Origin of the sequence: Amycolatopsis sp. lyj-90, assembly GCF_046549035.1 — a bacterium.
GTDB lineage: Bacteria > Actinomycetota > Actinomycetes > Mycobacteriales > Pseudonocardiaceae > Amycolatopsis.
This window is the reverse complement of the sequence record NZ_JAJPWP010000003.1, coordinates 830,431-853,052: the sequence shown is the minus strand read 5'-3', so window position 1 is coordinate 853,052 and position 22,622 is coordinate 830,431. Positions and strand designations below refer to the sequence as shown.

The 22,622-nt window shown below is 68.9% G+C and carries 22 protein-coding genes; 10 read left to right on the top strand and 12 right to left on the bottom strand.

Features of this window, described 5'->3' with window-relative positions; genetic code table 11:
• Nucleotides 1–18: 18 nt before the first annotated feature.
• The 8 genes from ACLJPX_RS15545 to ACLJPX_RS15510 form a co-directional block, all read right to left on the bottom strand.
• Complete coding sequence (locus ACLJPX_RS15545; protein WP_410600668.1) at nt 19–711, bottom strand: GntR family transcriptional regulator; 693 nt, start codon at nt 709–711, stop codon at nt 19–21.
• A gap of 4 nt (nt 712–715) precedes the next feature.
• Nucleotides 716–1,501 carry an SDR family NAD(P)-dependent oxidoreductase gene (locus tag ACLJPX_RS15540; RefSeq protein ID WP_410600667.1) on the bottom strand — a complete coding sequence of 262 codons (786 nt, stop codon included), beginning with the start codon at nt 1,499–1,501 and terminating at the stop codon, nt 716–718.
• Nucleotides 1,502–1,503: 2 nt separating this feature from the next.
• On the bottom strand, nt 1,504–3,216 hold the full coding sequence (locus ACLJPX_RS15535) for a hydantoinase B/oxoprolinase family protein (protein WP_410600666.1): 1,713 nt from the start codon (nt 3,214–3,216) through the stop codon (nt 1,504–1,506).
• Nucleotides 3,213–5,273 (bottom strand): hydantoinase/oxoprolinase family protein, encoded by a 2,061-nt coding sequence (locus ACLJPX_RS15530; protein ID WP_410600665.1) that lies wholly within the window; start codon nt 5,271–5,273, stop codon nt 3,213–3,215. Before ACLJPX_RS15530 ends, ACLJPX_RS15535 begins: the two co-directional genes overlap by 4 nt.
• Entirely contained in the window at nt 5,270–6,901 is a 1,632-nt protein-coding gene (locus ACLJPX_RS15525) for a thiamine pyrophosphate-binding protein (RefSeq protein ID WP_410600664.1), read from the bottom strand. Before ACLJPX_RS15525 ends, ACLJPX_RS15530 begins: the two co-directional genes overlap by 4 nt.
• A gap of 98 nt (nt 6,902–6,999) precedes the next feature.
• A complete protein-coding gene (locus tag ACLJPX_RS15520; RefSeq protein ID WP_101610325.1) occupies nt 7,000–7,626 on the bottom strand; it encodes a pyridoxamine 5'-phosphate oxidase family protein in 627 nt (208 codons plus the stop codon).
• Nucleotides 7,619–8,776 carry an NAD(P)/FAD-dependent oxidoreductase gene (locus ACLJPX_RS15515; RefSeq protein WP_101610326.1) on the bottom strand — a complete coding sequence of 386 codons (1,158 nt, stop codon included), beginning with the start codon at nt 8,774–8,776 and terminating at the stop codon, nt 7,619–7,621. Before ACLJPX_RS15515 ends, ACLJPX_RS15520 begins: the two co-directional genes overlap by 8 nt.
• Nucleotides 8,760–9,773 carry a glutathione S-transferase family protein gene (locus ACLJPX_RS15510; protein ID WP_410600663.1) on the bottom strand — a complete coding sequence of 338 codons (1,014 nt, stop codon included), beginning with the start codon at nt 9,771–9,773 and terminating at the stop codon, nt 8,760–8,762. Before ACLJPX_RS15510 ends, ACLJPX_RS15515 begins: the two co-directional genes overlap by 17 nt.
• Nucleotides 9,774–9,869: 96 nt before the next feature.
• Here ACLJPX_RS15510 and ACLJPX_RS15505 point away from each other — a divergent pair, with 96 nt between their 5' ends.
• Nucleotides 9,870–11,246, top strand: coding sequence for a WS/DGAT/MGAT family O-acyltransferase (locus tag ACLJPX_RS15505; protein WP_410600761.1), 1,377 nt, complete (start codon nt 9,870–9,872; stop codon nt 11,244–11,246).
• A 63-nt stretch (nt 11,247–11,309) separates the two neighbouring features.
• On the opposite strand, the gene ACLJPX_RS15500 is transcribed toward ACLJPX_RS15505, so the two are convergent.
• Nucleotides 11,310–12,296, bottom strand: a complete 987-nt coding sequence (locus ACLJPX_RS15500; protein ID WP_410600662.1) for a PQQ-dependent sugar dehydrogenase — start codon at nt 12,294–12,296, stop codon at nt 11,310–11,312.
• Between the two features lie 340 nt (nt 12,297–12,636).
• On the opposite strand from ACLJPX_RS15500, the gene pqqA reads away from it, so the two are divergent.
• From pqqA to pqqB, 5 genes are all read left to right on the top strand, one after another.
• The gene (gene pqqA / locus ACLJPX_RS15495) at nt 12,637–12,732 is read left to right on the top strand and encodes a pyrroloquinoline quinone precursor peptide PqqA (RefSeq protein WP_101613483.1); all 96 of its coding nucleotides are present in this window, start codon (nt 12,637–12,639) and stop codon (nt 12,730–12,732) included.
• Between the two features lie 103 nt (nt 12,733–12,835).
• Entirely contained in the window at nt 12,836–13,516 is a 681-nt protein-coding gene (gene pqqC, locus ACLJPX_RS15490) for a pyrroloquinoline-quinone synthase PqqC (protein WP_410600760.1), read from the top strand.
• A 2-nt stretch (nt 13,517–13,518) separates the two neighbouring features.
• Complete coding sequence (gene pqqD / locus ACLJPX_RS15485) at nt 13,519–13,791, top strand: pyrroloquinoline quinone biosynthesis peptide chaperone PqqD (RefSeq protein ID WP_101610331.1); 273 nt, start codon at nt 13,519–13,521, stop codon at nt 13,789–13,791.
• Nucleotides 13,782–14,870: a pyrroloquinoline quinone biosynthesis protein PqqE gene (gene pqqE, locus ACLJPX_RS15480; protein ID WP_410600661.1), complete on the top strand. Its 1,089-nt coding sequence runs from the start codon at nt 13,782–13,784 to the stop codon at nt 14,868–14,870. Before pqqD ends, pqqE begins: the two co-directional genes overlap by 10 nt.
• Complete coding sequence (pqqB, locus tag ACLJPX_RS15475; RefSeq protein ID WP_410600660.1) at nt 14,867–15,730, top strand: pyrroloquinoline quinone biosynthesis protein PqqB; 864 nt, start codon at nt 14,867–14,869, stop codon at nt 15,728–15,730. The genes pqqE and pqqB overlap by 4 nt, the downstream gene beginning before the upstream one ends.
• Here pqqB and ACLJPX_RS15470 read toward each other — a convergent pair.
• Nucleotides 15,727–16,701 (bottom strand): aldo/keto reductase, encoded by a 975-nt coding sequence (locus ACLJPX_RS15470; protein ID WP_410600659.1) that lies wholly within the window; start codon nt 16,699–16,701, stop codon nt 15,727–15,729. The genes pqqB and ACLJPX_RS15470 overlap by 4 nt on opposite strands.
• Before the next feature lie 108 nt (nt 16,702–16,809).
• On the opposite strand from ACLJPX_RS15470, the gene ACLJPX_RS15465 reads away from it, so the two are divergent.
• Nucleotides 16,810–17,328 (top strand): ArsR/SmtB family transcription factor, encoded by a 519-nt coding sequence (locus ACLJPX_RS15465; RefSeq protein ID WP_410600658.1) that lies wholly within the window; start codon nt 16,810–16,812, stop codon nt 17,326–17,328.
• Nucleotides 17,325–18,545: an MFS transporter gene (locus ACLJPX_RS15460; RefSeq protein WP_410600657.1), complete on the top strand. Its 1,221-nt coding sequence runs from the start codon at nt 17,325–17,327 to the stop codon at nt 18,543–18,545. The genes ACLJPX_RS15465 and ACLJPX_RS15460 overlap by 4 nt, the downstream gene beginning before the upstream one ends.
• A 44-nt stretch (nt 18,546–18,589) precedes the next feature.
• Here ACLJPX_RS15460 and ACLJPX_RS15455 read toward each other — a convergent pair whose 3' ends face one another.
• Together ACLJPX_RS15455 and ACLJPX_RS15450 are read right to left on the bottom strand one after the other, a co-directional pair.
• Nucleotides 18,590–19,966, bottom strand: a complete 1,377-nt coding sequence (locus ACLJPX_RS15455) for an amidase (RefSeq protein WP_410600656.1) — start codon at nt 19,964–19,966, stop codon at nt 18,590–18,592.
• Entirely contained in the window at nt 19,963–20,904 is a 942-nt protein-coding gene (locus ACLJPX_RS15450; protein ID WP_410600759.1) for a D-2-hydroxyacid dehydrogenase, read from the bottom strand. The genes ACLJPX_RS15455 and ACLJPX_RS15450 overlap by 4 nt, the downstream gene beginning before the upstream one ends.
• Before the next feature lie 160 nt (nt 20,905–21,064).
• On the opposite strand from ACLJPX_RS15450, the gene ACLJPX_RS15445 reads away from it, so the two are divergent.
• Nucleotides 21,065–21,805 (top strand): Asp/Glu/hydantoin racemase, encoded by a 741-nt coding sequence (locus ACLJPX_RS15445; RefSeq protein WP_101610338.1) that lies wholly within the window; start codon nt 21,065–21,067, stop codon nt 21,803–21,805.
• A 43-nt stretch (nt 21,806–21,848) separates the two neighbouring features.
• A complete protein-coding gene (locus tag ACLJPX_RS15440; protein WP_410600655.1) occupies nt 21,849–22,619 on the top strand; it encodes a maleate cis-trans isomerase in 771 nt (256 codons plus the stop codon).
• The last annotated feature ends 3 nt before the right edge of the window (nt 22,620–22,622 follow it).

Below are 22,622 nucleotides of genomic sequence, written 5' to 3'. Positions count from 1 at the left end.
CATAGCACACCCCGAGGCTCAACCCCGCCGGTCATAAGCGGCCAGAAGCTGCTTCTCCGCATCCCGCAGGTACTTCTCCAGCGCCGTCTCCGCGGGCCCGAACCGCCCCCGCTCCAGATCCCGCAGGATCCGCTCGTGCCGTTCCAGGAACGGCTCGAAGAACGCGCGCGTGTTCTCGGCCAGCACGAAGAAGAGCCGCGTCTCCGCCAGCACTTGCCGCATCGTCGTACTGACCCGCTCGCTGCCTGCCAGATCACCGAGCGCCTGATGGAACGCGATGCTCGCGGTCCCGACGGCCTGCCAGTCACCTTCGTCGGCCGCGGCACGGCCTTCGCGCACCGCGAGGGCGACGGCGGAGAGATCCACAGTGGACAGTTCGGACGCGCGCCGCAGCGAGCCGCATTCGGTGACCCGTCGCATGACGTAGAGATCCGAGATGTCCTGCGCGGTCAGTTCCCGCACGAACACGCCGCGGTTGAGTTCGTGCACCGCCAGCCGTTCGTGCGCCAGCAGCTGGAACGACTCCCGCAGGGTGTTGCGCGAAACGCCCAGCGCGGCGCTGATCGACGGCTCGGAAAGCCTCGACCCCGGCGGGAAGACGCCTTCGGTGATGCGCTGGCGGAGGATCTCGGCGACCCGTTCCGCTGTCCCGCTTCGTTCGAGCAGTGGCCTGTCGCGGGCAAGTGTCTCCTCGGCATCCACGGTGGACACTGCGTTACCTGACGCCGAGTTCGAAGTCGAGACTGTACCGGTTGCCCGGCATGGCACCGGCGGCCTTGGCGCCGTCGATCGGGAGCGCGACCCCGTTGATGAACCTCGATTCGTCGCTCGCCAGGAAGACCACCGCCTTCGCGACCTCCCACGCCTCGCCGACCCGCCCGGCGGGCGTGCTCGCGGTCAACTGGTGTTGTTTCGCCTCGAAATCTTCCGGCGACGCGAGCGTGCCGCGCAGCATGTCGGTGTCGATCGCGCCCGGGTTGACCGTGTTCGCGCGGATCCCCTGGTGCGCGTGCGCGACGGCGATCGACTTCGTCAGGCCGACCAGCGCGTGTTTGGTCGCGTTGTACACCGGGTCGCCGGGGCGGCCCATCACGCCGCCGTTGGACGACGTCGTGATGATGCTGCCCGCCTTGCCCGCGATCATGTGCGGCAGCACCGCCCGGACGCCTAGGAAGGCGGCCCGCACGTTCAGCGCGAAGATGTTGTCGAATTCCGCCAGCGTGGTGTCGGACAGGGGCTTCCCGAGGTGGATGCCGACGTTGTTGAACAGCACGTCGATCCGGCCGGTTTCGGCCAGCACCCCGCGCACGAACTCGTCGACCTGTCCCTCGTCGGTGGCGTCCACAAGGGAGTGCCCGGCGCCTTCGACGGCCTCGGCGGGCTCGCGGATGTCACTGGAGAACACGGTCGCCCCCTCGGCGACGAACTCCTTCACAGTGGCGAGACCGATGCCCCTCGCGCCGCCGAAGACCACCGCGACCTTGCCGGCCAGCCGACCCATGCTCATCTCTTCCCTCTCGACGAAACCGCTGTGTAGTCCTCCGGAAGCCGCACCAAAGCCCCCGGTTCCCCGTGATATGTCACCTCGACGCCGTACAGTTCGCGCGCCCCTTCCACCGAGACGTAACCATCGACGACGTCGGCGAGTACCGCCTCCAGTTCTCGTTCGAACGGGTCGCCGTATCCACCGCCGCCGGGCAGGATCACGTCCACGACGTCGTCCGGCCGCAGGTTCACCCGGCTCTTCGACGGCAGGTCCGCGCCACCGGAAAGCTTGAACCGGCCGACGGCCCCCTCGTGTCCCGAGTCCACACCGGACGCCGGTCGGCGCACCCGGTCGATGTTCCCGTTGACACTCCAGGAAATCTCGCCGCGCGCCGCCATCGACGTGCGCTGGCCGAGGCCGCCGCGCCGTCGCCCGGCGCCTCCGGAGTCCACTCGCAGCACACGTTCGCGCTGGACCAGCAGCGCCATCGTCTCGATGACCTCCGTCGGCGTGGACCGCAGCCCGCTCGGGAATCCCGTCGTGCTGAGGCCGTCCTTTGTGGACCTCGCGCCGATCCCGCCGGTCTGGAAGACGTTGAGCATGAACTCGCCGCCCCCGGCGTCGGCGCCGCGCCAGATCGTCATCCACAGCGCGTCCGCGCTGTGCGCCAAAGCGTTGCCCGGCAACGCCTCGTGCAGCGCGGTGATCAGCAGTGACGGCAGGAAGTGCCCGATCAGATGCCGGGACGCGACCGGCGCGGGCGGCGCGCAGTTGAGTACCGAACCCTCGGGAGCGGTGACGTGCACCGGACGGAACGAGCCCGCGTTGTGCGGCACCTCGGGGGAAATGGCCGCCTTGACCGCGAACGAGGCGTACGCGCGGGTGTAGTTGAGGACGACGTTGATCCCGCGACGGCTCTGCGGCGACGATCCGCCGAAGTCGAGATGGATCTCGTCGCCGTCGATGGTCACGGCGACCTTGAGGACGACCTCTTCGTCGTCGAATCCGTCGGTCACCAGTTCGCTGGTGTACGTGCCGTCCGGCAGTTTCGCCAGCGCGTCCCGCAACGCCCGCTCGGAGCGGTTCATGATCTCCGCGGCGATGTCGTCGAGCGAGTCCAGCTCGAATTCTTCCAGCAGTCGCACCAGACTGGCGGCGCCGACCTCGTTCCCGGTGACCTGGGCGTACAGATCGCCGAGGGTCTCCTCCGGGGTGCGGACGTTCGCGCGGATCAGCAGTTCGAGATCCGCGTTGACCTCGCCCGCGCGGAGGAACTTCATGATCGGCAGGCGCAGGCCCTCTTCGAAGACCTCGTTGGCCTCGGCCGAAACCAGCCGTCCGCCGATGTCCGGGGCGTGGCAGCAGGAGGCGAACCACGCGACCAGCCGTCCCCGCAGGAACACCGGCGTGGCGACGGTGATGTCGTTGATCTGCCCCGCCGTCTGCCACGGGTCGTTGGTGAGCAGGACGTCGCCCGGCGCGAGGGTCTCCGGCGGGTACGCGGCGACGAAGTGGTGCATCCCGGTCGCCATCGCGTTGATGTGGCCGGGGGTCCCGCCGACGGACTGGCCGATCATCTCACCGCGCGAGTCGAACACCGCGCAGGCGAGATCGAGCGATTCCCGCACCACGGAGGAGAACGCGGTGTTGACGAGCGCGTTCTGCTGCTCCGCGAGGATCGAATGCAGCCGGTTTCCCAGCACTCCCACGAGGATCGGGTCGACGCTCATACCGTCACCACCAGGCTGGCATCATCGCCTACCACGCAGTGAGCTCCCGGCGGAACGACCACGGTGGACTCGCGCTCCTCGACGATGGCCGGTCCCGCGACACGATCACCCGGCTTGAGCCGGTACCGGTCGAACACCGCCGTGTCGACAAATCCACCTTCGGCGGGAAAGTACGCCGGACGACTCCCCTTGCGCGCGTCGCCTTCGGCCACCGCGCCCGCGAGTTTCAAGGTGACCTCGGGTACCGGGCCACTGGAAACGACCCGCCAGTTGAGCACCTCGATCGCGACGTCCGGCCCGGTCCGCCGGTACAGCGTCCGATAGGTCCCGGTGAACGCGTCGACCAGCGATTCCGGCCAGTTCCCCGGTTCGACCGGCACGCGGATCTCGTAGCCCTGTCCGGAATACCGCATCTCGGCGATCCGGCGGTGCGTCACCTTCGCACCGTCCACACCGGACTTCTCCAGCAGTTCCCCGCCCTCGGTCTCCATCTCGGCGAACAGCGCGTCGACCTGTTCCCACGAGAGATCGAGGACCGCCGAACGCGCCGAGCGCACGAAGTCGAAGGCCAGCGGCGCGGTGAGGAATCCCGCCGCGCTCAGCACTCCCGCCGCGGGCGGGGCGACCACCTCGGGCGCGCCGAGTGCCCGCGCCACGCCGACGCCGTGCACCGGCCCGGCGCCACCGAAAGTGAACATCGGCAGCTTCGCCGGATCCTTGCCACGCTCGACGGCGTGGACGCGGGCGGCGTTGGCCATGTCCTCGTTGACGCTCGTGTGGATACCCCAGGCGGCCTCTTCGACACTGACGCCGAGCGGTCCGGCGATCTTCGAGCGGATCGCCTCGCGCGCGCCCTCGGCGTCCAAAGTCATTCCGCCACCGAGGAAGTAGCCGGGATCCAGATAGCCGAGCACGAGGTCGGCGTCGGTCACGGTCGGTTCGGTGCCGCCCCGCCCGTAACAGACCGGGCCGGGCTCGGACCCCGCCGAATCCGGGCCGACGGTCAGCAGGCCGAGTGCGTCGATGCGGGCGATCGAACCACCGCCGACCCCGATTTCGATCATGTCGATGACCGGGACCTTGACCGGCAGCCCGGATCCCGGGAGCAGCCGGTACTTCCGGTCGACCTCGAACTCGTGCGTCACCAGCGGTGCGCCGCCGGAGATCATGCACAGTTTCGCCGTCGTGCCGCCCATGTCGAAGGCCAGCAGATCCTCGACACCGGCCGCGGAACCGATCGCGGACGCGGCCAGCGCCCCGCCTGCCGGGCCGGATTCGAGGATGCGGATCGGGTAGCGCGCGGCCGTGTCGACGGTCGCGATCCCGCCGTTGGACAGCATGATGTGCGGCGACGGCCGGACCCCGGCCGCGTGCAGGCGACGTTCCAGATCGCGCAGATAGCGTTCGGTGAGGTCCTGGACGTAGACGCATCCGACCGTGGTGGACGCGCGTTCGAACTCGCGGATCTCCGGGACGACCTCGCTGGACAACGCGACCCGCAACCTCGGCGCGACGTCCTGGAGTATTTCGGCGGCCCGCCGTTCGTGCGCGGGATTCGTGAAGGCGTGCAGGAAACAGATCGCGACCGCGTCGATCCCGCGGGCGTCGAGCTCGCGGCCGAGGCGGGCGACGTACTCCTCGTCCAGTCCTGTGTGGACGGTTCCGTCGGCGAGGATCCGCTCGGGGACGTCGAACCGCAGGTGGCGCGGGACCAGCGGGGCGGGGAGCTCGATGAGCAGGTCGTACAGTTCGTACCGATGTTCACGCCGCATCTCCAGCACGTCACGGAAACCCGCGGTCGCCAGCAGCGCGGTCCGCGATCCCTTGCGTTCGATCAGCGCGTTCGTGACCAGCGTGGTGCCGTGCACGAACTGCTCGACGTCGGCCGCCACCAGCCCCGCGTCGGCGAGTGTCCTCCTCAGACCTTCCTCGACGGCGCGAGCGGGCTCGTCGTGCGTCGTCAGGACCTTGCCGACGGCGACGACACCGGTTTCGTCGAGCACGCAGAGATCGGTGAACGTGCCGCCGATGTCCACGCCGACGCGAAGCCCGGTCACGAAGAACCCTTGCGATACCAGCGCGGCGACGTGTTGAGCGGCGGCGCCATCTTCGCGCGGACGACCAGCACGTTCGGCTCGTCGGACTCGACGAACTCGCCGAGCAACCGGCGGAACGCGCGCCCGAACCCGGAGACGCGGTCCGCGTGCACCCCGAAGGACCGCGCGAGACCGACGAAATCGGGGCTGTCCCAGTCGACGCCCCGGCGCGGCAGGCCCGCGCGATCCTGGTCGTAGCGGAGCATTCCGTACCCGCCGTCGTCGACGATGATCACCGTGACCGGCAACTGTTCCTGCGCCAGCGTGGCGAGGTCACCGCAGCCGAACAGGAATCCGCCGTCACCGCTGACGCAGATCGCGCGGCCGGTGCCTGCGGCACCGGCGCCGAGCGCGGCGGGGAAACCGTAGCCCAGGGTGCCCCAGCCCATCGGATACGCGAGCTTGCGCGGGGCGCGGACGCGGTGGAAACCGCCGATCCAGTACCCGGCGACGCACATGTCCGCGACCACGACGGCGTCCTGCGGCAGCACTTCGTCCAAAGTGGACAGAAGGTCCGCGGCCTGCGGTTCCTCTTCCTTGATCCGCCGCCGGACCCGGGCGGAGACCTTGGCGAGCCTGCCGACGAGCGCCGCGATACCCGGCCGTTCCTCGACTTTCAGCGCCTCGGTGAGCACGCGGGCGTCGCCGACCAGCGTGATGTCCGGCTGGTAGTTCTTGGCCGCGTCGTCCGGGTCGACGTTGATCGCGATGAGCTTCTTCGGCTGCGGCATCAGCCAGTTCTGCGTCATCAGCCCGTCGAAGTCGGTGCCGATGGCGAGGACGACGTCGGCCTCGTCCCACAGCGCGCCGACCTCGGGCGCGTGCACCGGGTTCGGGGCGAGACAGGGGTGGTCGACCGACAGGAGCCCGCGAGCGCCGAAGGTGGTGAGCACCGGAGCGGCCAGCCGCTCGGCGAGTTTGCCGATCGCCTCACCGGCACCGGCGCGCAGCGCGCCGCCTCCCGCCCAGATCAGCGGCCGGTCGGCGGTGGCCAACAGGGCCTCGGCTTCGGAGAGATCGGGGATCTCGGACGGCCGGGCGTGCGACCGCGGCGGACGGCGGGCGGGCGTCCGCTCGGACAGGAAGTCGGCGGGGATGCCGAGGTAGACCGGCCCGCTCTGCGGCTGGAGCGCGAGGCGGGCCGCGCGGTGCAGGGTGGCGGCGACCTGGTCGGCGCTCGTGACGGTGAAGCCGGCCTTGGTGACCGGCGCGAACATCGCCTGCTGATCCGATGTCTCGTGCAGCACGCCGCGGACCACGCCGGGCCGCCGCAGCGTGGACGGGATGTCGGTCGCGATGACGAGCATCGGCGCGGCCGACGCCATGGCCTCGCCGACGGCGGCGAGCGTGTTCGCCGCGCCGGGCCCCGTGGTCACCATGGCGACGCCCAGTTTCCCGGTCGCGCGGGCGTACCCGTCGGCCGCGTACCCGGCCGTCTGCTCGTGCCGGACCCCGATCAGCCGGATGTCCGTATCGGCCAGCGCCTCCCATAACGGCAGGTTGTGCACCCCGGGGAGACCGAAGACGACTTCGGTCCCCAGAGCGGTCAGCGCGTCGGCGAGATGCTGGGCTCCGGTGGGTGCAGGCACCCCGCCGATAGTGCCAGATCGTTCAACGATCCAGCAACCGTGATCTCCTGCCTCGTGAGTGGCACGGACGGTTAGAACCATCCTTACCACTCACGAGGTCAGTACAGACCGGCCGAGTACTTGCTCGGCTCGTAGTACGCCTCGAGCTCGGCGATGCTGTCCTCCGGCCGCTCGAAGGTCTTCGAGATGACCGCCCTCGACGGCATCGCGCCGGGTGTCCAGCTCTCGGGCGACCAGAGCTTCGACCGCATGAACGCCTTCTGGCAGTGGTGGAAGATCTCGTCGATGTCGACCACCAGCGCGAGCCGCGGCCGGTTGCCCCGCACGATCATGTCGTCGAAGAACGGCGCCTCCCGCACCAGCCGCGCCCGGCCGTTGATCCGCAGCGTGTCGCCGCGGCCGGGGATCAGGTAGATCAGCCCGACGTGCGGGTTCGACAGCACGTTGCGGAACCCGTCCGCGCGACGGTTGCCGGGACGCTCCGGGATCGCGATCCGCGTGTCGTCCAGTACCAGCGTGAACCCGGCGGGGTCGCCCTTCGGCGAGACGTCGCAGGTGCCGTCCGCCGCCGACGTCGCGATCAGCACGAACGGCGACTCCGCCAGCCATCGCCGGTCCATCTCGTGGAGCGCGGGCCGCGCCTTGTTCGCCGTCCGCTCCAGCGGCGGCGGCAGGATCTCCCGCAGCTCCGCCTCGCTGGTGACCTCGATGAACCCGTCAGACAATGTTGTGCTCCCTCGTCGCGGCCCGGTCGCCGGCGAACCGGCGGACGTCGAGCCCGGTGATGTCGATGGCCGGGACCCGCCCCAGGTAGAGGTCCCGCACGAGCTCCCCCACGGCCGGGCCCATCTGGAACCCGTGTCCCGAAAATCCGGTCGCGTAGAAGAACCGCGACACCTGGACGCTTTCCCCCACGATCTGGTTGCGGTCGGGGGTGACCTCGTACAGCCCGGCCCAGCCGCTGCGGATCCCCGCTTCGAGCACGGCGGGCACCCGCCTCGCGGCGATCTCGGCGAGCTTCGGCAACCAGTCGCCCGGCTGATACCGGGTGTCGAAACCGGGGTCGCCGTCACCGTCGCAGAAGGACATCGCCAGCCCGAGACCCTCGCGGTGGAAGTAGAAGGCCGACGGCATCTCGATGGTGAGCGGCACGGATTCCGGCAGGCCCGCGACCGGGCCGGTGAACACCACCTGCCGCCGGAACGGCCGCACCGGGAGCTCGACACCGGCGAACTCGCCGATCCGCCCCGACCACGCGCCCGCCGCGCAGACCACCGCGTCCGTCCGGACGAGACCGTCGCCGGTCCGGACACCGGTGATCTCGTCCCCGTCGCGTTCGATCCCGACGACCTCGACACCGGTCTTCAGCACCGCGCCGTGCCCGCGGGCCGCCCGCGCGTAGCCCTGGACCGCGGAGTCCGGCGTGGCCTTGGCGTCGTCCGGCGACCACAGCGCCGCGATCACGCCTTCGGTGTCGATCATCGGGGAGAACCGTCGCGCTTCGGCCGGCTCGACGAGACGGCTTCGGACGCCGTAGGAGTTCTGCAGTTCGGCGCAGCGTTCGAACTCGGGCAGATCCGCGGGATCGGTGACCAGGTACAGGTAGCCGTCGCGGCGGAAGTCGATCTCGGCGCCGTACGTCTCGGCGAACGAGGCGTACTCGGCCAGCCCGCGCAGGCCGATCTCGATGTTGACGTGCGTGGTGAACGACGACCGGATCCCGCCCGCCGCCTTCCCCGTCGAGCCCGCGCCCAGGCTGTCGCGTTCGAGGAGCAGCACCGAGACCCCGGCCGCGGCGAGCCGGTACGCGCAGCTGACCCCGATGATGCCGCCGCCGATCACGACGACGTCGGTACGTTCAGGAAGTGACTCCATCCGTGGCCTCGATCCGTTCGTCCTCGGGCGGCGGTCCCGGCGGCGTGCCGTCGCCGAACGGGCGCCCGCCCAGCTGCTCCCGGTGATGCGGGGTCGTCCAGCCGGACAGGTCCGGTCCCATCGGGACGATCCGCGTCGGGTTCACCTGCTCGTGCACCCCGTAGTAGTGCCGCTTGATGTGGTCGAAATCGACGGTGTCACCGAAGCCCGGCGTTTGGAAGAGGTCGCGGGCATAGGCCCACAGCACCGGCAGTTCGGTCAGTTTGTCCCGGTTGCACTTGAAATGCCCGTGATAGACCGGGTCGAAGCGGACGAGCGTGGTGAACAACCGGATGTCCGCTTCGGTGATCGTGTCGCCGACGAGGTAACGCTGGTTTTCCAGCCGCTCGGAAAGCGCGTCCAGCATGGCGAAGAGCCGGGTGTACGCGTCCTCGTACGCACGCTGCCTGGTCGCGAAACCGGCCTGGTAGACAGCGGCGTTGACGTCGGCGAAGACCCCCGCGTTGACGTCGTCGATCTCGTCGCGCAGCCGCTCGGGATAGAGGTCGGGCGCGCCGGGCCGGTGGAGACTGGTCCATTCGGTGGAAAGATCGAGCGTGATCCGCGGATAGTCGTTGGTCACCAGCCGCTTGCTCGGAATGTCCACAATGGCCGGAACGCTGATCCCGCCCATGTAGTGCGGATCGGCCGCGTGATAGGCCTCGGCCAGGTACTTGATGCCCAGCACCGGGTCCCGGTCATCGGGATCGAGGGTGAACCGCCAGCTCTTGTCGTCCTGGATCGGGTCGGCGACGGCGACGCTCAGCGCGGACTCGAGGCCGAGCAGCCGCCGGACGACCAGTCCCCGGCTCGCCCAGGGACAGGCCCGGCTGACCACCAGCCGGTACCTCCCCGCCTCCACCGGCCAGCCGTCGCGGCCGTCCGCGGTGACTCGCGCGTCGAAATGGTTGGCGGACCGACGGAACTCACCCGTCTTCGGATCGGTCGGGATCGTCATGTGAGCCACCCTAAAGCGTGAGAGGGTGGTTTCGGTGTGCGTAGACTCTGGCACCCGGCGTGCTCGCACGCCGCCGCGCGGAAGGTGGTCCCGACGATGCCGTTCATGCCCGTGACCGACTCGATGTTCCTTCTCGTGGAAACGCGCGAACATCCGATGCACGTCGGCGGACTTCAGCTGTTCAAGAAACCCGAGGACGCCGGGCCCGACTATCTGCGTGACATCCGCCGGAAACTGCTCGATTCCGACAACATGCGCTCAGTGTTCCGGCGGCGTCCCGCCCGGCCGGTCAACACCGCCGGGCACATCGCCTGGGCGACCGACGTCGACCTCGAACTCGATTACCACTTCCGGCATTCGGCGCTGCCCCAGCCCGGCCGGATCCGAGAGCTGCTGGAACTGACCGGGCGCTGGCACAGCACCCTGCTCGACCGGCACCGGCCGCTGTGGGAGATCCACCTGGTCGAGGGCCTGCAGGACGGCCGGTTCGCGATCTACAGCAAGATCCACCACGCGCTGATGGACGGCGTTTCGGCGCTGAGGCATCTGCAGGGCACGCTGTCGGACGACCCGAACGACCTCGACTGCCCGCCGCCGTGGGGCCGCCGGGCCAAACCGGACGACGGTCGCAACGGCAAGGCGTCCCCCTCGGTGCTCCAGACCATGGGGAAGACGTTCAACCAGCTCGCCGGCATCGCGCCCGCCGCGATGAAGGTGGCGCGGGAGGCGTTCCAGGAGCACACGCTCACGCTGCCTGCGCAGGCGCCGAAGACGATGCTGAACGTCCCGATCGGCGGGGCACGGCGATTCGCCGCGCAGTCGTGGTCGCTGGACCGCGTGCGCAAGGTCGCGACCGCCGCCGGGGTGTCACGCAACGACGTCGTCCTCGCGATGTGCTCGGGCGCGCTGCGGGACTACCTGATGGAACAGAACGCGCTGCCCGACGCCCCGCTGACCGCGATGGTCCCGGTTTCCTTGCGGCGCAAGGACAGCGGGGACGCGGCGGGGAACAACATCGGCGCGCTGCTGTGCAACCTCGCCACCCATCTGGCCGACCCCGCCGCGCGGCTCACGGCGATCAACGCGTCCATGCGCAACGGGAAGAAGCTGTTCTCGGAGCTGACCCCGCTGCAGACGCTCCTGCTGTCCGGGATCAACGTCGCCCAGCTCGGCGTGTCCCCGATCCCCGGCATCGTGAACAACACGAAACCGCCGTTCAACCTGGTGATCTCCAATGTGCCGGGGCCGCGCAAGCAGATGTACTGGAACGGCGCGTCGCTCGACGGCATCTACCCGGCGTCGGTGCTGCTCGACGGGCAGGCGCTGAACATCACGCTGACCAGCAACGGGGACAACCTGGACTTCGGCATCACCGGTTGCCGTCGCAGCGTCCCGCATCTGCAGCGCATCCTGACCCACCTGGACACCGCGCTCGCCGAACTAGAGCACGCGGCGTCCGTCGGGCGCAGCTGACTCCCGCGTTCAGTCCTCTGGTTGCGGTTGTCCACCGCAACCAGAGGACTAAACGCGCCGGCGCTAGCTGCCGTCGGAGACGTAGATGGCGCCCGGAGTGATCGTGTAGAGCTGGCCGTCGGGGCCGGCGGTGGCGTCACGGGTGCGGCCGAGGTTGGTCCAGAGCTTGCCGCCGTTGCCGTTCAGGTCGAGCTTGTACGTGCCGCCCTTCAGGGAGGCCATGTACAGCGAGCCCTTGTAGGCCGCCAGCCCGCTCGGCGTCGCCGAAGCCGTCGGCCATGCCTTGACCGGGTTGGTCATCCCCGCCGTGTTGCACGGGCCCTCGCAGGTCGGCCAGCCGTAGTTCTTGCCAGGGTCGATCTTGTTCAGCTCGTCGAGCTTGCTGTTGCCGATGTCGGAGATGTACAGCTGCCCGTTCGCCCAGGTCAGGCCCTGGACGTTGCGGTGGCCGTAGGAGTAGACGCGGCTGTTGAACGGGTTACCGGGTGCGGCGGCGCCGTCGGTGGTGACGCGAAGGACCTTGCCGCCGAGGGAGTTCTTGTTCTGCGCGTTGGCGCCGTTCTGGCCGTCGCCGGTGCCCGCGTAGAGGTAGCCGTCGGGGCCGAACCTGATCCGCCCGCCGTGGTGATACTGCGAGCCACGCGGGATACCGGTGACGATCGGTGTCGGCGTCTGGCCCAGCTTCAGCTTGGCGATGCGGTTGTCGGAACTGGTCGTGTAGTAGATGAAGACCGTCTCGTCCGTGGCGTACTTCGGCGAGACCGCGATGCCGAGCAGGCCCGCCTCCGCGGTGACGCTCACCCCGGGGATGGTCTGGACCGTGGTGACCTTGCCCGCCTTGTCGATCCTGCTGATCGTCTTGGCGTCCTTCTGCGTGAAAAGACCCGTGCCGTCGGGCAGGAAGTCGATCGACCAGGCCTGGTTGAGACCACCGGCGAGCTGCCTGATCGCCTGGATGGACGGCACTTCGGCGGCGGCCGCCGGGACTGCCGCGATCGACACGGCCGTCGCGGCCGCGAACGTGGCGGCGAGAGTACGACGTAAGGACATGGGACGCCTCCTTCAGCTACACCCCTGGAGCTCGGATGGCGGCGGTCGGCGGGTGGCCGGGGTTCACCCGTCGAGTTGGATACAAACACACCATGGGACGAAACGGACACCACTGGACGGGGTATCGAAAGCGCCACCTGTTAACCGTTGTGTGCGCCGAGCGTGACGATCGGGGCGGCACGATCGGCCATAGGTAGGAAACTTTACAAAACGGCTCCGGAACTTGGTCCTTACGTCTGGTCAGAATCGGCGGCCCGCTTCTAGGGTGGCGGGGCTCGGCCCGGTTCGTTCCCATGTGGACGTTCCGGGGATCAAGGTCAGCGATCCGAGGAGTGAGAGAATGATCGAAGCCATCGAGGTATGGACCACACCCGACTTCGTCGAGTACGAAACTCCCATGGAGGTCACCGCTTACGCGGCCCGCATGGAGGACTGATTTCCCACCCGGTGGTGGGGGCCGTCCCCCACCACCGTGCCGCCGTCCCGATCAGCGAGCCGTTGGAGGCAGCACCGTGTCTCTTCCTCTTTCCGCCGCGCCGATGTCGTCGGCGGAATTCATCGCGGCCTTGCGCGGGCTTTCCCACCGCTACTGGGGCACGCATCCGTTCCACCACCGGATGCACGGCGGCGAACTGTCCGAGCAAGAACTGAAGATCTGGGCCGCGAACCGCTGGTACTACCAATGCGTGCTCCCGCAGAAGGACGCGGCGATCATCAGTAATTGCCCCTTGCCCGAGATCCGCCGTGAATGGCTCGACCGCATCGTCTACCACGACGGGACGAAAGCCGGGGACGGCGGAACCGAGCGATGGCTCCGTTTGTGCACCGCGGTCGGACTCGACCGCGAAGAGGTTCTCGATCAGCGGCACGTCGCCCCCGGCGTCCGGTTCGCCGTCGACGCCTACGTGAATTTCGCCCGAACGAAACCTTGGCTGGAAGCGGTCGCTTCGGGGCTGACCGAAATGTTCGCGGGGCACCTCATGCAGCGACGCGTCGCCGACATGCTGGCGAACTATTCGTGGATCGCGCGGGAGGACCTCGCCTACTTCACCAATCGCATCGACAAGGTCTCGGGCGAGGGCAAAGGAACACTCGACATCGTCGTGCGACACGCCGTCACGCGCGAACAGCAGGAGAAGGCGATCGCCGCGCTGTCGTTCAAGACCGACGTGCTCTGGTCCATCCTCGACGCCATCGAGCGCGCCGCGGCCAAGGAGTAGCGATGACCACCATCACCACCGGTTCCGTGCCGCGGCTGCGGCGCGGCGTCCGGCTGAGTTATGACCGGACAAGGGAAACTCACGTCCTCCTGTTCCCCGAAGGCGTGCTCGTCCCGAATCCGACCGCCGCCGCCGTGCTCGGACTCTGCGACGGCGCGGCGGACGTCGCCGCGATCGCGGCCGCGCTGCGCGAGCGCTATACCGGTGTGCGCGAGCAAGAGATCCTGGACGTCCTGACCCGGCTGGGAGATCGGCGGATCGTCGAATGGACCTGAACACCTCCACCGCGGCTCCGCCCTTGGGCATGCTGGCCGAGCTGACCCATCGCTGCCCGCTGCACTGCCCGTACTGCTCGAATCCGGTCGAGATGATCGCCCGCGACGGCGAACTGTCCACAGAGGAATGGATTTCCGTGCTCTCACAGGCACGGGAGCTCGGCGTGCTCCAGGTGCACATGTCCGGCGGCGAACCGCTCGCCAGGCCGGATCTGCCCATCCTGGTCGAGCACGCCACGAAACTCGGCTGCTACGTCAACCTGGTGACGTCCGGACTCGGGCTGACCGAGCCCAGATTGGACGATCTCGTCGAACGCGGTATCGCGCACATCCAGTTGTCCGTCCAAGGCGCGACCGCCGAACGCGCGGACCGGCTCGCGGGTGCCCGGGCCCACGACCGGAAACTGGTCGTCGCCGGGCTGATCAAGAAGGCCGGTCTGCCGCTTTCGGTGAACGTCGTCCTGCACCGGCAGAACCACGACCAGCTCGCCGGGATCATCGACCTGGCCGAGCAGATGGGCGCGGACCGGCTCGAACTGGCCAACACGCAGTACTACGGCTGGGCCCTGCGGAACCGCGACGCCCTGATGCCGACCAGGCGGCAACTCGACGAGGCCGAGCCGATCGTGCGCGCGGCCACCGAACGGCTGCGCGGCAGCATGGAGATCATCTACGTCGTCGCCGACTACTACGAGCAGTACCCGAAGCCGTGCATGTACGGCTGGGGCGCGCGGCAGCTGACCGTGGCGCCCGACGGGAACGTGCTGCCGTGCCCCGCGTCGACCGCGATCGAGACCCTGACGTTCGACAACGTGCGAGACAAGCCGCTGGCGTGGATCTGGTACGAATCCGGTTCCTTCAACGCCTATCGCGGCGAGGACTGGATGCCGGACACCTGCGGCACCTGCGACAGGCGCTCGATCGACTTCGGCGGCTGCCGGTGTCAAGCGTTCCAGCTCACCGGCGACGCGGCCGCGACGGACCCGGTGTGCTCGCGTTCGCCGCGTCGCGACGTCGTCGATCTCATCCTCGCCACGCCCCCGAAAACGGACGAGCTCGTGATGAGGGCGCCGCGATGAGGGTGATCCTGCTCGGCACCGCGGCGGGAGGCGGCTTCCCGCAATGGAACTGCGCCTGCGCACTGTGCACTTCGGACGCACCGCCCCGGACCCAGGACTGTGTCGCGGTGAGCGCGGACGGCGAAGGCTGGTACCTGCTCAACGCGTCTCCGGACATCCGCGCGCAGATCCTCACCACGCCACCGCTTCGTGCCGGTCCCGGGCCGAGGGAGATCCCGCTGCGCGGCGTGCTGCTCACCGATGCCGAGCTCGATCATTCGCTCGGTCTGCTCCTGCTGCGGGAGGCCGGCGGGCTGCCGGTGTGGGCGCCGGAGGCGGTGCTCGGCGCGCTGTCGGAGCAGTTCCCCGCGCGGTCGATCATCGACGGCTACGGCGGCTGGGACTGGCTGCCGAACTCGGAGATCGCCATCGACGGACTCCGCGTGAGCGCGCTTCCCGTCAGTGACAAGAAGCCGAAGTACGCGCGTTCATCCACTGAGGACGGTCCGTGGGTGGTGGCGTACCGGATCGAAGACGTCCAGACCGGCGGGGTGTTCGTGTACGCGCCTTGCCTGAAGAGCTGGCCGGACGGGTTCGACGCCTTCACCGAGGGCGCGAGCCTGGTTCTCCTGGACGGGACCTTCTACGCGCCGGACGAGATGTCGGGCGCCACGGCGGCCGAGATCGGCGACGGCGCCCAGCTGGCGATGGGGCATCTGCCGATCACCGGCAGTCTCGCGAAGCTCCGGCCCGGTCCCCGGTGGGCGTACACCCATCTGAACAACACGAACCCCGTCGTCGACCCGTCCTCGCCGGAGCACGCCGCCGTCCTGGACGGCGGCGCCTCGCTTCCCTTGGACGGCACTGAGTTCAAGCTCTAAGCGACGCCCTCGGGACTGGCGCCCGAAACGGGAACTGCGTCGGCGGTGAGGCGATCGATCTCCACGAGCTCGTCCGCGGTCAGGTCGATGTCGGCCGCGGCGAGACTGGCTTCGATGTTGGCCGCCTTGCGCGCGCCGACGATCGCGACGTGCACGCCCGGCTGGGCGAGCGTCCACGCGATCGCGAGCTGACTGACAGAGATCCCCTTGTCCGCGGCGAATTCCTCGAGCTTGTCGACGATGGCGAGGTTGCGACGGAAGGTCTCCCCGGTGAACGCCGACGAGCGCGAGCGCCAGTCGGTCTTCTCGAACGTCGTCTCCGGCGTGAAGGCCCCGGTCAGCAGGCCGCTGCCCAGCGGGCTGTACACGAGCACGCCGATGTCGTTCTCCCGCGCGTACGGCAGAGGATCGGTCTCGATGTCGCGGCGGAACAGGTGGTACGGCGACTGGAGGGTTTCGATCGGGCGGGTCTTGTCGAAGTCGGCCAGACCGGCGGCGTCGTAGTTCGAGACACCGATGTGCCGGATCTTCCCGGCGTCGACGAACTCCTGCAGGATCCCCGCGGTCTCCTCCGCCGGAGCGTCGGAATCGGGCCAGTGGATCTGGTAGAGATCGATGTGGTCGACATCGAGGAAGCGGAGACTGTCCTCGATCCCCTGTGTCAGCCACTCGCGCCGGGAGTCGCGCGGACGGTCGGAACGCGGCTTGATGCCGCCTTTCGTGGCGATGACGAGGCTGTCGCGGTCGCGCTTGAGTTCCTCGCGCAACGCGTTCCCGAGCATGGCCTCGGACTTCCCGAAACCGTAGGCCTGAGCGGTGTCGAAGAAATCGACACCGAGTTCGCGGGCGTGGTGGATCGCGGCGATCGCCGCGTCCTCGTCGAACGATCCCCAGTCCCCGCCGAGCTGCCAGGTGCCGAAGGCGATCCTCGAAACCTCGAGGCCGCTCCTGCCCAATGTCGTCGTACGCATACCTCCAGCAGAGCACAGACATCGGACCATCGCACCGGATCTCCCGGCCAACGAAACCCCCAAATAACTGTTTGACGGTTGGCGTCCCGGCAGTCGATACTCACCCTCATGTCCGAGTCCCCCAGCCTCGACGGGCTGCGCGTGCTGGCCCATCCCGTGCGGCTGCGCATTCTGTCGCTTTTGACCGGTGTCGCGATGAGTGCGGCCGAAGCCGCGCGCGAACTCGGTGAGACACAAGCGAATATCAGCTATCACCTGCGGCGGCTGCACGAGGCCGGCCTGCTCGACGTCGCCGAGGAGGTCCGGATCCGGGGCGGGCTGGCGAAACGCTACCGGCACGATCCGGAGTCCGGCGGTCGGTTCGCGTCGACGAATCCGCAGGAGGACCAGATCCTCATCGCGGCGATGGCCGAAGAACTCAAGCGGCGCGGCGAATTCCGCGCCGCCGGTCAACGGGGTTCGACGACCGACGCGGAGATCTGGGTCGACCGCGAGACCTGGGAAAAGGCGGTCGAACACGCTCACGAGCTGAGCAAACTCCTCCACTCGGCCGCGCGACCGCCTCGTACCCAGGGCACGATCCCGGTCAGCGCGACGGTTTCGCTGTTCGAAATGACGCGATCGTGACTTCGCTGCGCGAGCCCCTGCGCCATCACAACTTCCGCTGGCTGATCGGCGGCCGCACGTTCGGGGAGTTCGGCAACGCCGTCGCCCCGCTCGCACTGGCGTTCGCGGTGATCGACCTGACCGGTTCGGCCGTCGACATCGGCATCGTCGTGGGCGCGCGGTCGGTGGCCAGTGTCGTGTTGCTGCTGTTCGGCGGGGTGCTGGCCGACCGGTTGCCGCGATCGGTGATCCTGCAGGGCACCGAACTCGCCGCCACGCTGACCCAGGCGACGATCGCCGCGAGTATCCTTTGTGGATTCGCTTCGATCCCGCTGCTGGTCGGGCTGAGCTTGGTCAACGGCGCGGTGGCCGCGATCTCCGCGCCCGCCTCGGCGTCGCTCACCCCGTTGACCGTGCCCGCCACCCTGCTGGCGCCGGCCAACGCGCTGGGCAGGCTGCTTTCGAACTCCGGCCGGATCGCCGGCGCCGGACTCGGCGGTGTCCTGGTCACCGCGGTCGGCCCCGGCTGGGCGCTCGGCGGGAACGCGCTGCTGTTCCTGGGCTCCGCCCTGTCCTATCGGCGGATCCGCCTCAACCGCCGGGAACGGATCCCCGGCAGCCGTCCGCTGGCGGAACTCGCCGAAGGCTGGCGCGAGTTCCGGTCACGGACCTGGGTGTGGGTCGTGGTCGTGCAGTTCATGGTGGTGAACGCCGTCATCGCCGGCGGGATCGCGGTGCTCGGCCCCCTCGTCGCCGACGGCACCTTCGGGCGCTCCGGCTGGGGATTCGCCATCGCGGCGCAGACGATCGGCTCGCTCGTCGGCGGGATCCTCGTGGCCCGATGGCAACCGCGGCGCGCGCTGTTCGTCGGTGTCGCGGTGATCCTTTTCGAAGCGCCGCCGTTGATCCTTCTCGGCCAGGCACCGTGGTTGCCGCTGTTGCTGGCGGCCATGTTCGTCTCCGGCATGGCGATCGAGCAGTTCGTGGTGGCCTGGGACGTCTCGCTGCAGGAGAACGTGCCCGAGGACAAACTCGCGCGCGTCTACTCCTACGACATGCTCGGTTCCTTCATCGCCTTGCCGCTCGGCCAGATGGCCGCGGGACCTGCGGCGCAGCACTTCGGGGTCAGCACGACCCTGATCGCCTGCGCCGCGCTGGTCGTGGCCGCCACCTGCCTCGCGCTGTGCAGTGGCCAGGTGCGCGGCCTGGTGCGTAAGACCCACGCCGCGCAACCCTGACCCTCACCGGCGATAGCAAAGGTCCCTTGCTCTCTTTCCGCTGGTCACGGCCAGGGACGGACCTCTTCGAGGAGTTTCGCGACCGCGAGCACCAGGTCGTCGGAGTGCCGCGGGCCGATGATCTGCAGGCCGACCGGGAGGCCGCGCGAGGTGCGACCGGCCGGCACGCTGATGGCGGGCTGCTGGGTCATGTTGAACGGGTAGGTGAACGGCGTCCAGTCCGGCCAGCCGCTCAGCCCGCTGCCCGGAGGAACCTCGTGCCCGGCCTCGAAGGCGGCGATCGGGAGGGTCGGCGTGATGAGCACGTCGTGCCGCGTGTGGAACTCGCCCATCAGGATGCCCAGCGCGGCCCGCTCGGCGTTGGCGCCGAGGTAGTCGCTCGCCGAGAAGGTCTTGCCGAGTTCCCACACCTTCCGCAGCCCGGGATCGACCATCGCGTCCGAACCGGCGGGGAAGGTGTCCAGCCACTTGGCCGCGCCCGTCGACCACAGGATGTCGAAGGCGGGCTTGGGGTCGCTGAAGCCGGGGTCTGTCTCCTCGATGTGCAAGCCCGCGTCGCTCAGCGACTGAACCGCCGACTTGACGATCTCCGCGATCTCCGGATCGACGTCGACATAGCCGAGCGTCGGCGAATAGGCGGCGTTCAGCCCGCGCACGTCCCGGCGCACCGCTTCACGGAAGGTCGAGACGGGCGGGGCGAGCGCGGCCGGGTCGCGGTGGTCGGGCAAGGCGAGGACATCGAGGAGCAGCGCGGTGTCGTCGACCGAACGCGCCATCGGGCCCGCGTGCGACAGCGGGCCGAACGGGCTCGCCGGGAACAGCGGGATCCGGCCGTGTGTCGGCTTGAGGCCGACGATTCCGCAGAACGAAGCCGGAATCCGGATCGAGCCACCGCCGTCGGTACCGACGGAAAGTTCGCCCATTCCGGCCGCGACGGCCGCGGCACTCCCGCCGCTGGATCCGCCCGCCGTCGTCGACGGATCGTGCGGGTTGCGGGTGATCCCGGTCAGCGTGTTGTCGGTGACGCCCTTCCAAGCGAGTTCCGGCGTCGTGGTCTTTCCCAGCAGCACCAAGCCGTTCTCACGCAGTCGCGCGGTGACCGGGCTGTCGACGTCCCACGGCTGGTCCGGGTCGATGCACCGCGAACCGCGCAACGTCGGCCAGCCCTGCGTCAGGAACATGTCCTTGATCGAGGCCGGGACACCGTCGAGCCAGCCGATCGGGTTACCGTCCCGCCAGCGGATCTCGGAGGCTTTCGCCTGTTCGAGCGCGCCATCGGCGTCGACGAGGCAGTAGGCGTTGGTCTCGCCGTCGCGTTCTTCGATGATGCGCAACGCGTTCTGGGTGGCTTCGACCGGTGAAAGCTCTCCGGTGGCATAAGCGGCGACGAGCTCGCTCGCGGTCAACTTGGTGTCGTTCATCCGGCCCCTAACCCTTGACGAAGCGTCTCCGACGGCACGTATCCGAGCTGCTTGTCCACGACATTGCGCAGTGGCTCCCCCGCCCGCCAGCGACGGAAGTTGTCCGCGAACACCTCTACCAGAGTAGTGCGCCAGCCGACGAAGTCGCCCGACATATGCGGCGAGATCAGCACGTTCTCCATACTCCACAAAGGACTTTCGGCGGGCAGCGGCTCGGTGTCGAAGACGTCGAGAGCCGCACCGCCGAGCGGGCCGTCCCGCAGCGCGCCGACCAGGTCGGAGGTGACGACCAGCTCCCCGCGGCCGACGTTGACGAACCGCGCGCCGGGCTTCATCGCGGCGAAGGCCTCGGCGTCGAACATGCCCTTCGTCTGCTCGGTCAGCGGGGCGACCGCGACGACGTAGTCCGCCTCGGGGAGATGACGGGCCAGGTCCGAGGAGGAGTACACGTCGCCGAAATCGGGATCGTCTTCCCGGGGGCGACGGCCGACGCCGGCCACCGACATCCCGGCCGCCCGCAGCGACCGCGCGATCGACCGGCCGATCGGCCCGGTGCCGACCACCAGGACCCGGCGTCCGGAGATCCGCTCACTCTCACGATGCTTCCACTGCTTCCGCCGCTGCAGGTCCCACGACCGGACGAAGTCCTTGGCGAACGCGAGGACGACCCCGAGGACGTACTCGGCTATCGCCCCGTCGAACACCCCGCGCGAGTTGGTGAGCACGACGTCGCTCGCCTGCAGCCCGGGGAAGAGCACCGGGTCGACTCCCGCGCTGGCGATGTGCAGCCAGCGCAGTCCGTCGGCCGCGTGCCAGGCACCGGGGACGGCGGTCGAAAGGAAGTCGTAGACGAAGAGCGCGTCGGCTCCGGACAACGCATCGGCCAGCCCTGCCTCGTCGGTGTAACGAACCACCGCTTCGGCTTCGATAGCGCGCATGTCCGGTGGGCGTGCGTCTCCGCAGAGCACCGCCAGCACAGGGGTCTCCGAGGGTTTCACGTTGACACCGTAAAAGTGGCTCGTATGATTGTCAACAATCCGAGGAACGACCCCCGGAGCACCGGACCTGTGGCAGCAGAAGTTCTCCGGAGGCTGAAACTTGGATTTCGACTTGTTGGAGTTCGAAGGCCCGTTGGCGCAGCGCGGCATCGGCGTGATCGCTCCCTTCGACCTCGCCCTGGAACGCGAGCTGTGGCGCTGGGTGCCCATGGAGGTCTCCCTCCATCTGGCGCGGACGCCGTACGAACCCGTGCCCGTCAGCATGGAGATGGCCCAGCTCGTCAGCGACAGCAGGCATCTCGCCGCCGCCACGAGAGACGTGCTCCACGTGGAGCCCGAAGTCGTCGCCTATCTGTGCACCTCCGGAAGTTTCGTCAACGGTGTGGACTACGAACGCTCCTTGACCAAGGCCATCTGCGACGCGGGCGCGCCGGACGCCGTCACCACCTCCGGGGCACTGGCCGAGGTCCTGCACCAGCTCGACCTCCACCGGGTCTCGGTGCTGACGCCCTACGACGGCGACCTGACCGGGAAGCTGCACGACTTCCTGGCCGAACTCCACGTGCGCACCGTCTCGAGCGACCACCTCGGCCTGGGCGGCGGCATCTGGAAGGTCAGCTACCGGACCATCGCCGAGCGCATCCTCGCCGCCGACCACGCCGACGCGGACGCCATCTTCGTCAGCTGCACCAACCTCCCCACCTACGATCTGATCGAGCCGCTCGAAAGCGCGCTCGGCAAACCCGTCCTCACCGCGAACCAGCTCACGATGTGGGCCTGCCTCCGGCGGATGAACCTGCCGATCGTCGGCCCCGGCAAGTGGCTCCGCGAGGTCGATTGACCTCTTCCCCTACGATTGTCGACAATCTGCCTCCGGAGGTCCCGTGTCCATCTCGCCGCTCACCCCACCTGAGCCGCCGTCCGAGACGACCACGATCGGATTCATCTACCCCGATCACGCGGCCGAGGACGACTACCCGCTCGCGGAACAGCTCCTCGGCGGGGACATGGCCGGGATCAAACTGCCGGTCGAGCACATCTACGGGACCGATCTGCACGCCGTACCCGAGCTGCTGGACCTCGGCAGCGAGAGCCGGCTCGCCGACGGTGCCGCGCTGCTGGCCAAACACGAACCGGACGCGGTGGTGTGGGCGTGCACCAGCGGCAGCTTCGTCTACGGCTGGGAAGGCGCCCGTGACCAGGCCGACCGGCTGGCCGCCGTCGCCGGCGTCCCGGCGTCGAGCACCTCCTTCGCCTTCGTCCACGCCGCCCGGGCCCTCGGCGTCCGGCGGGTCGCTGTCGCCGCCAGCTATCCGGACGACGTCGCCCGGCTGTTCGTCGAGTTCCTCGACGCCGGCGGGATCGAAGTGGTCTCGATGGGCAGCGCCGACATCGACACCGCCGCCGAGGTCGGGGAACTCAGCCCGGAAGCCGTCGTCGAACTCGCGGTGAGCCGCGACCATCCGGCCGCTGACGCACTGCTGGTCCCCGACACCGCCATGCGGACGCTCGGCGAGATCAACACACTCGAGATCAGGCTCCGCAAGCCGGTGCTGACCGCCAACCAGGTCACCGTCTGGGAGGGCCTGCGGCTCACCGGGAAGTCCCCGCTCGTCCGCACACTGGGCGCGCTGTTCGGCAAGAGAGGCAACTGAACC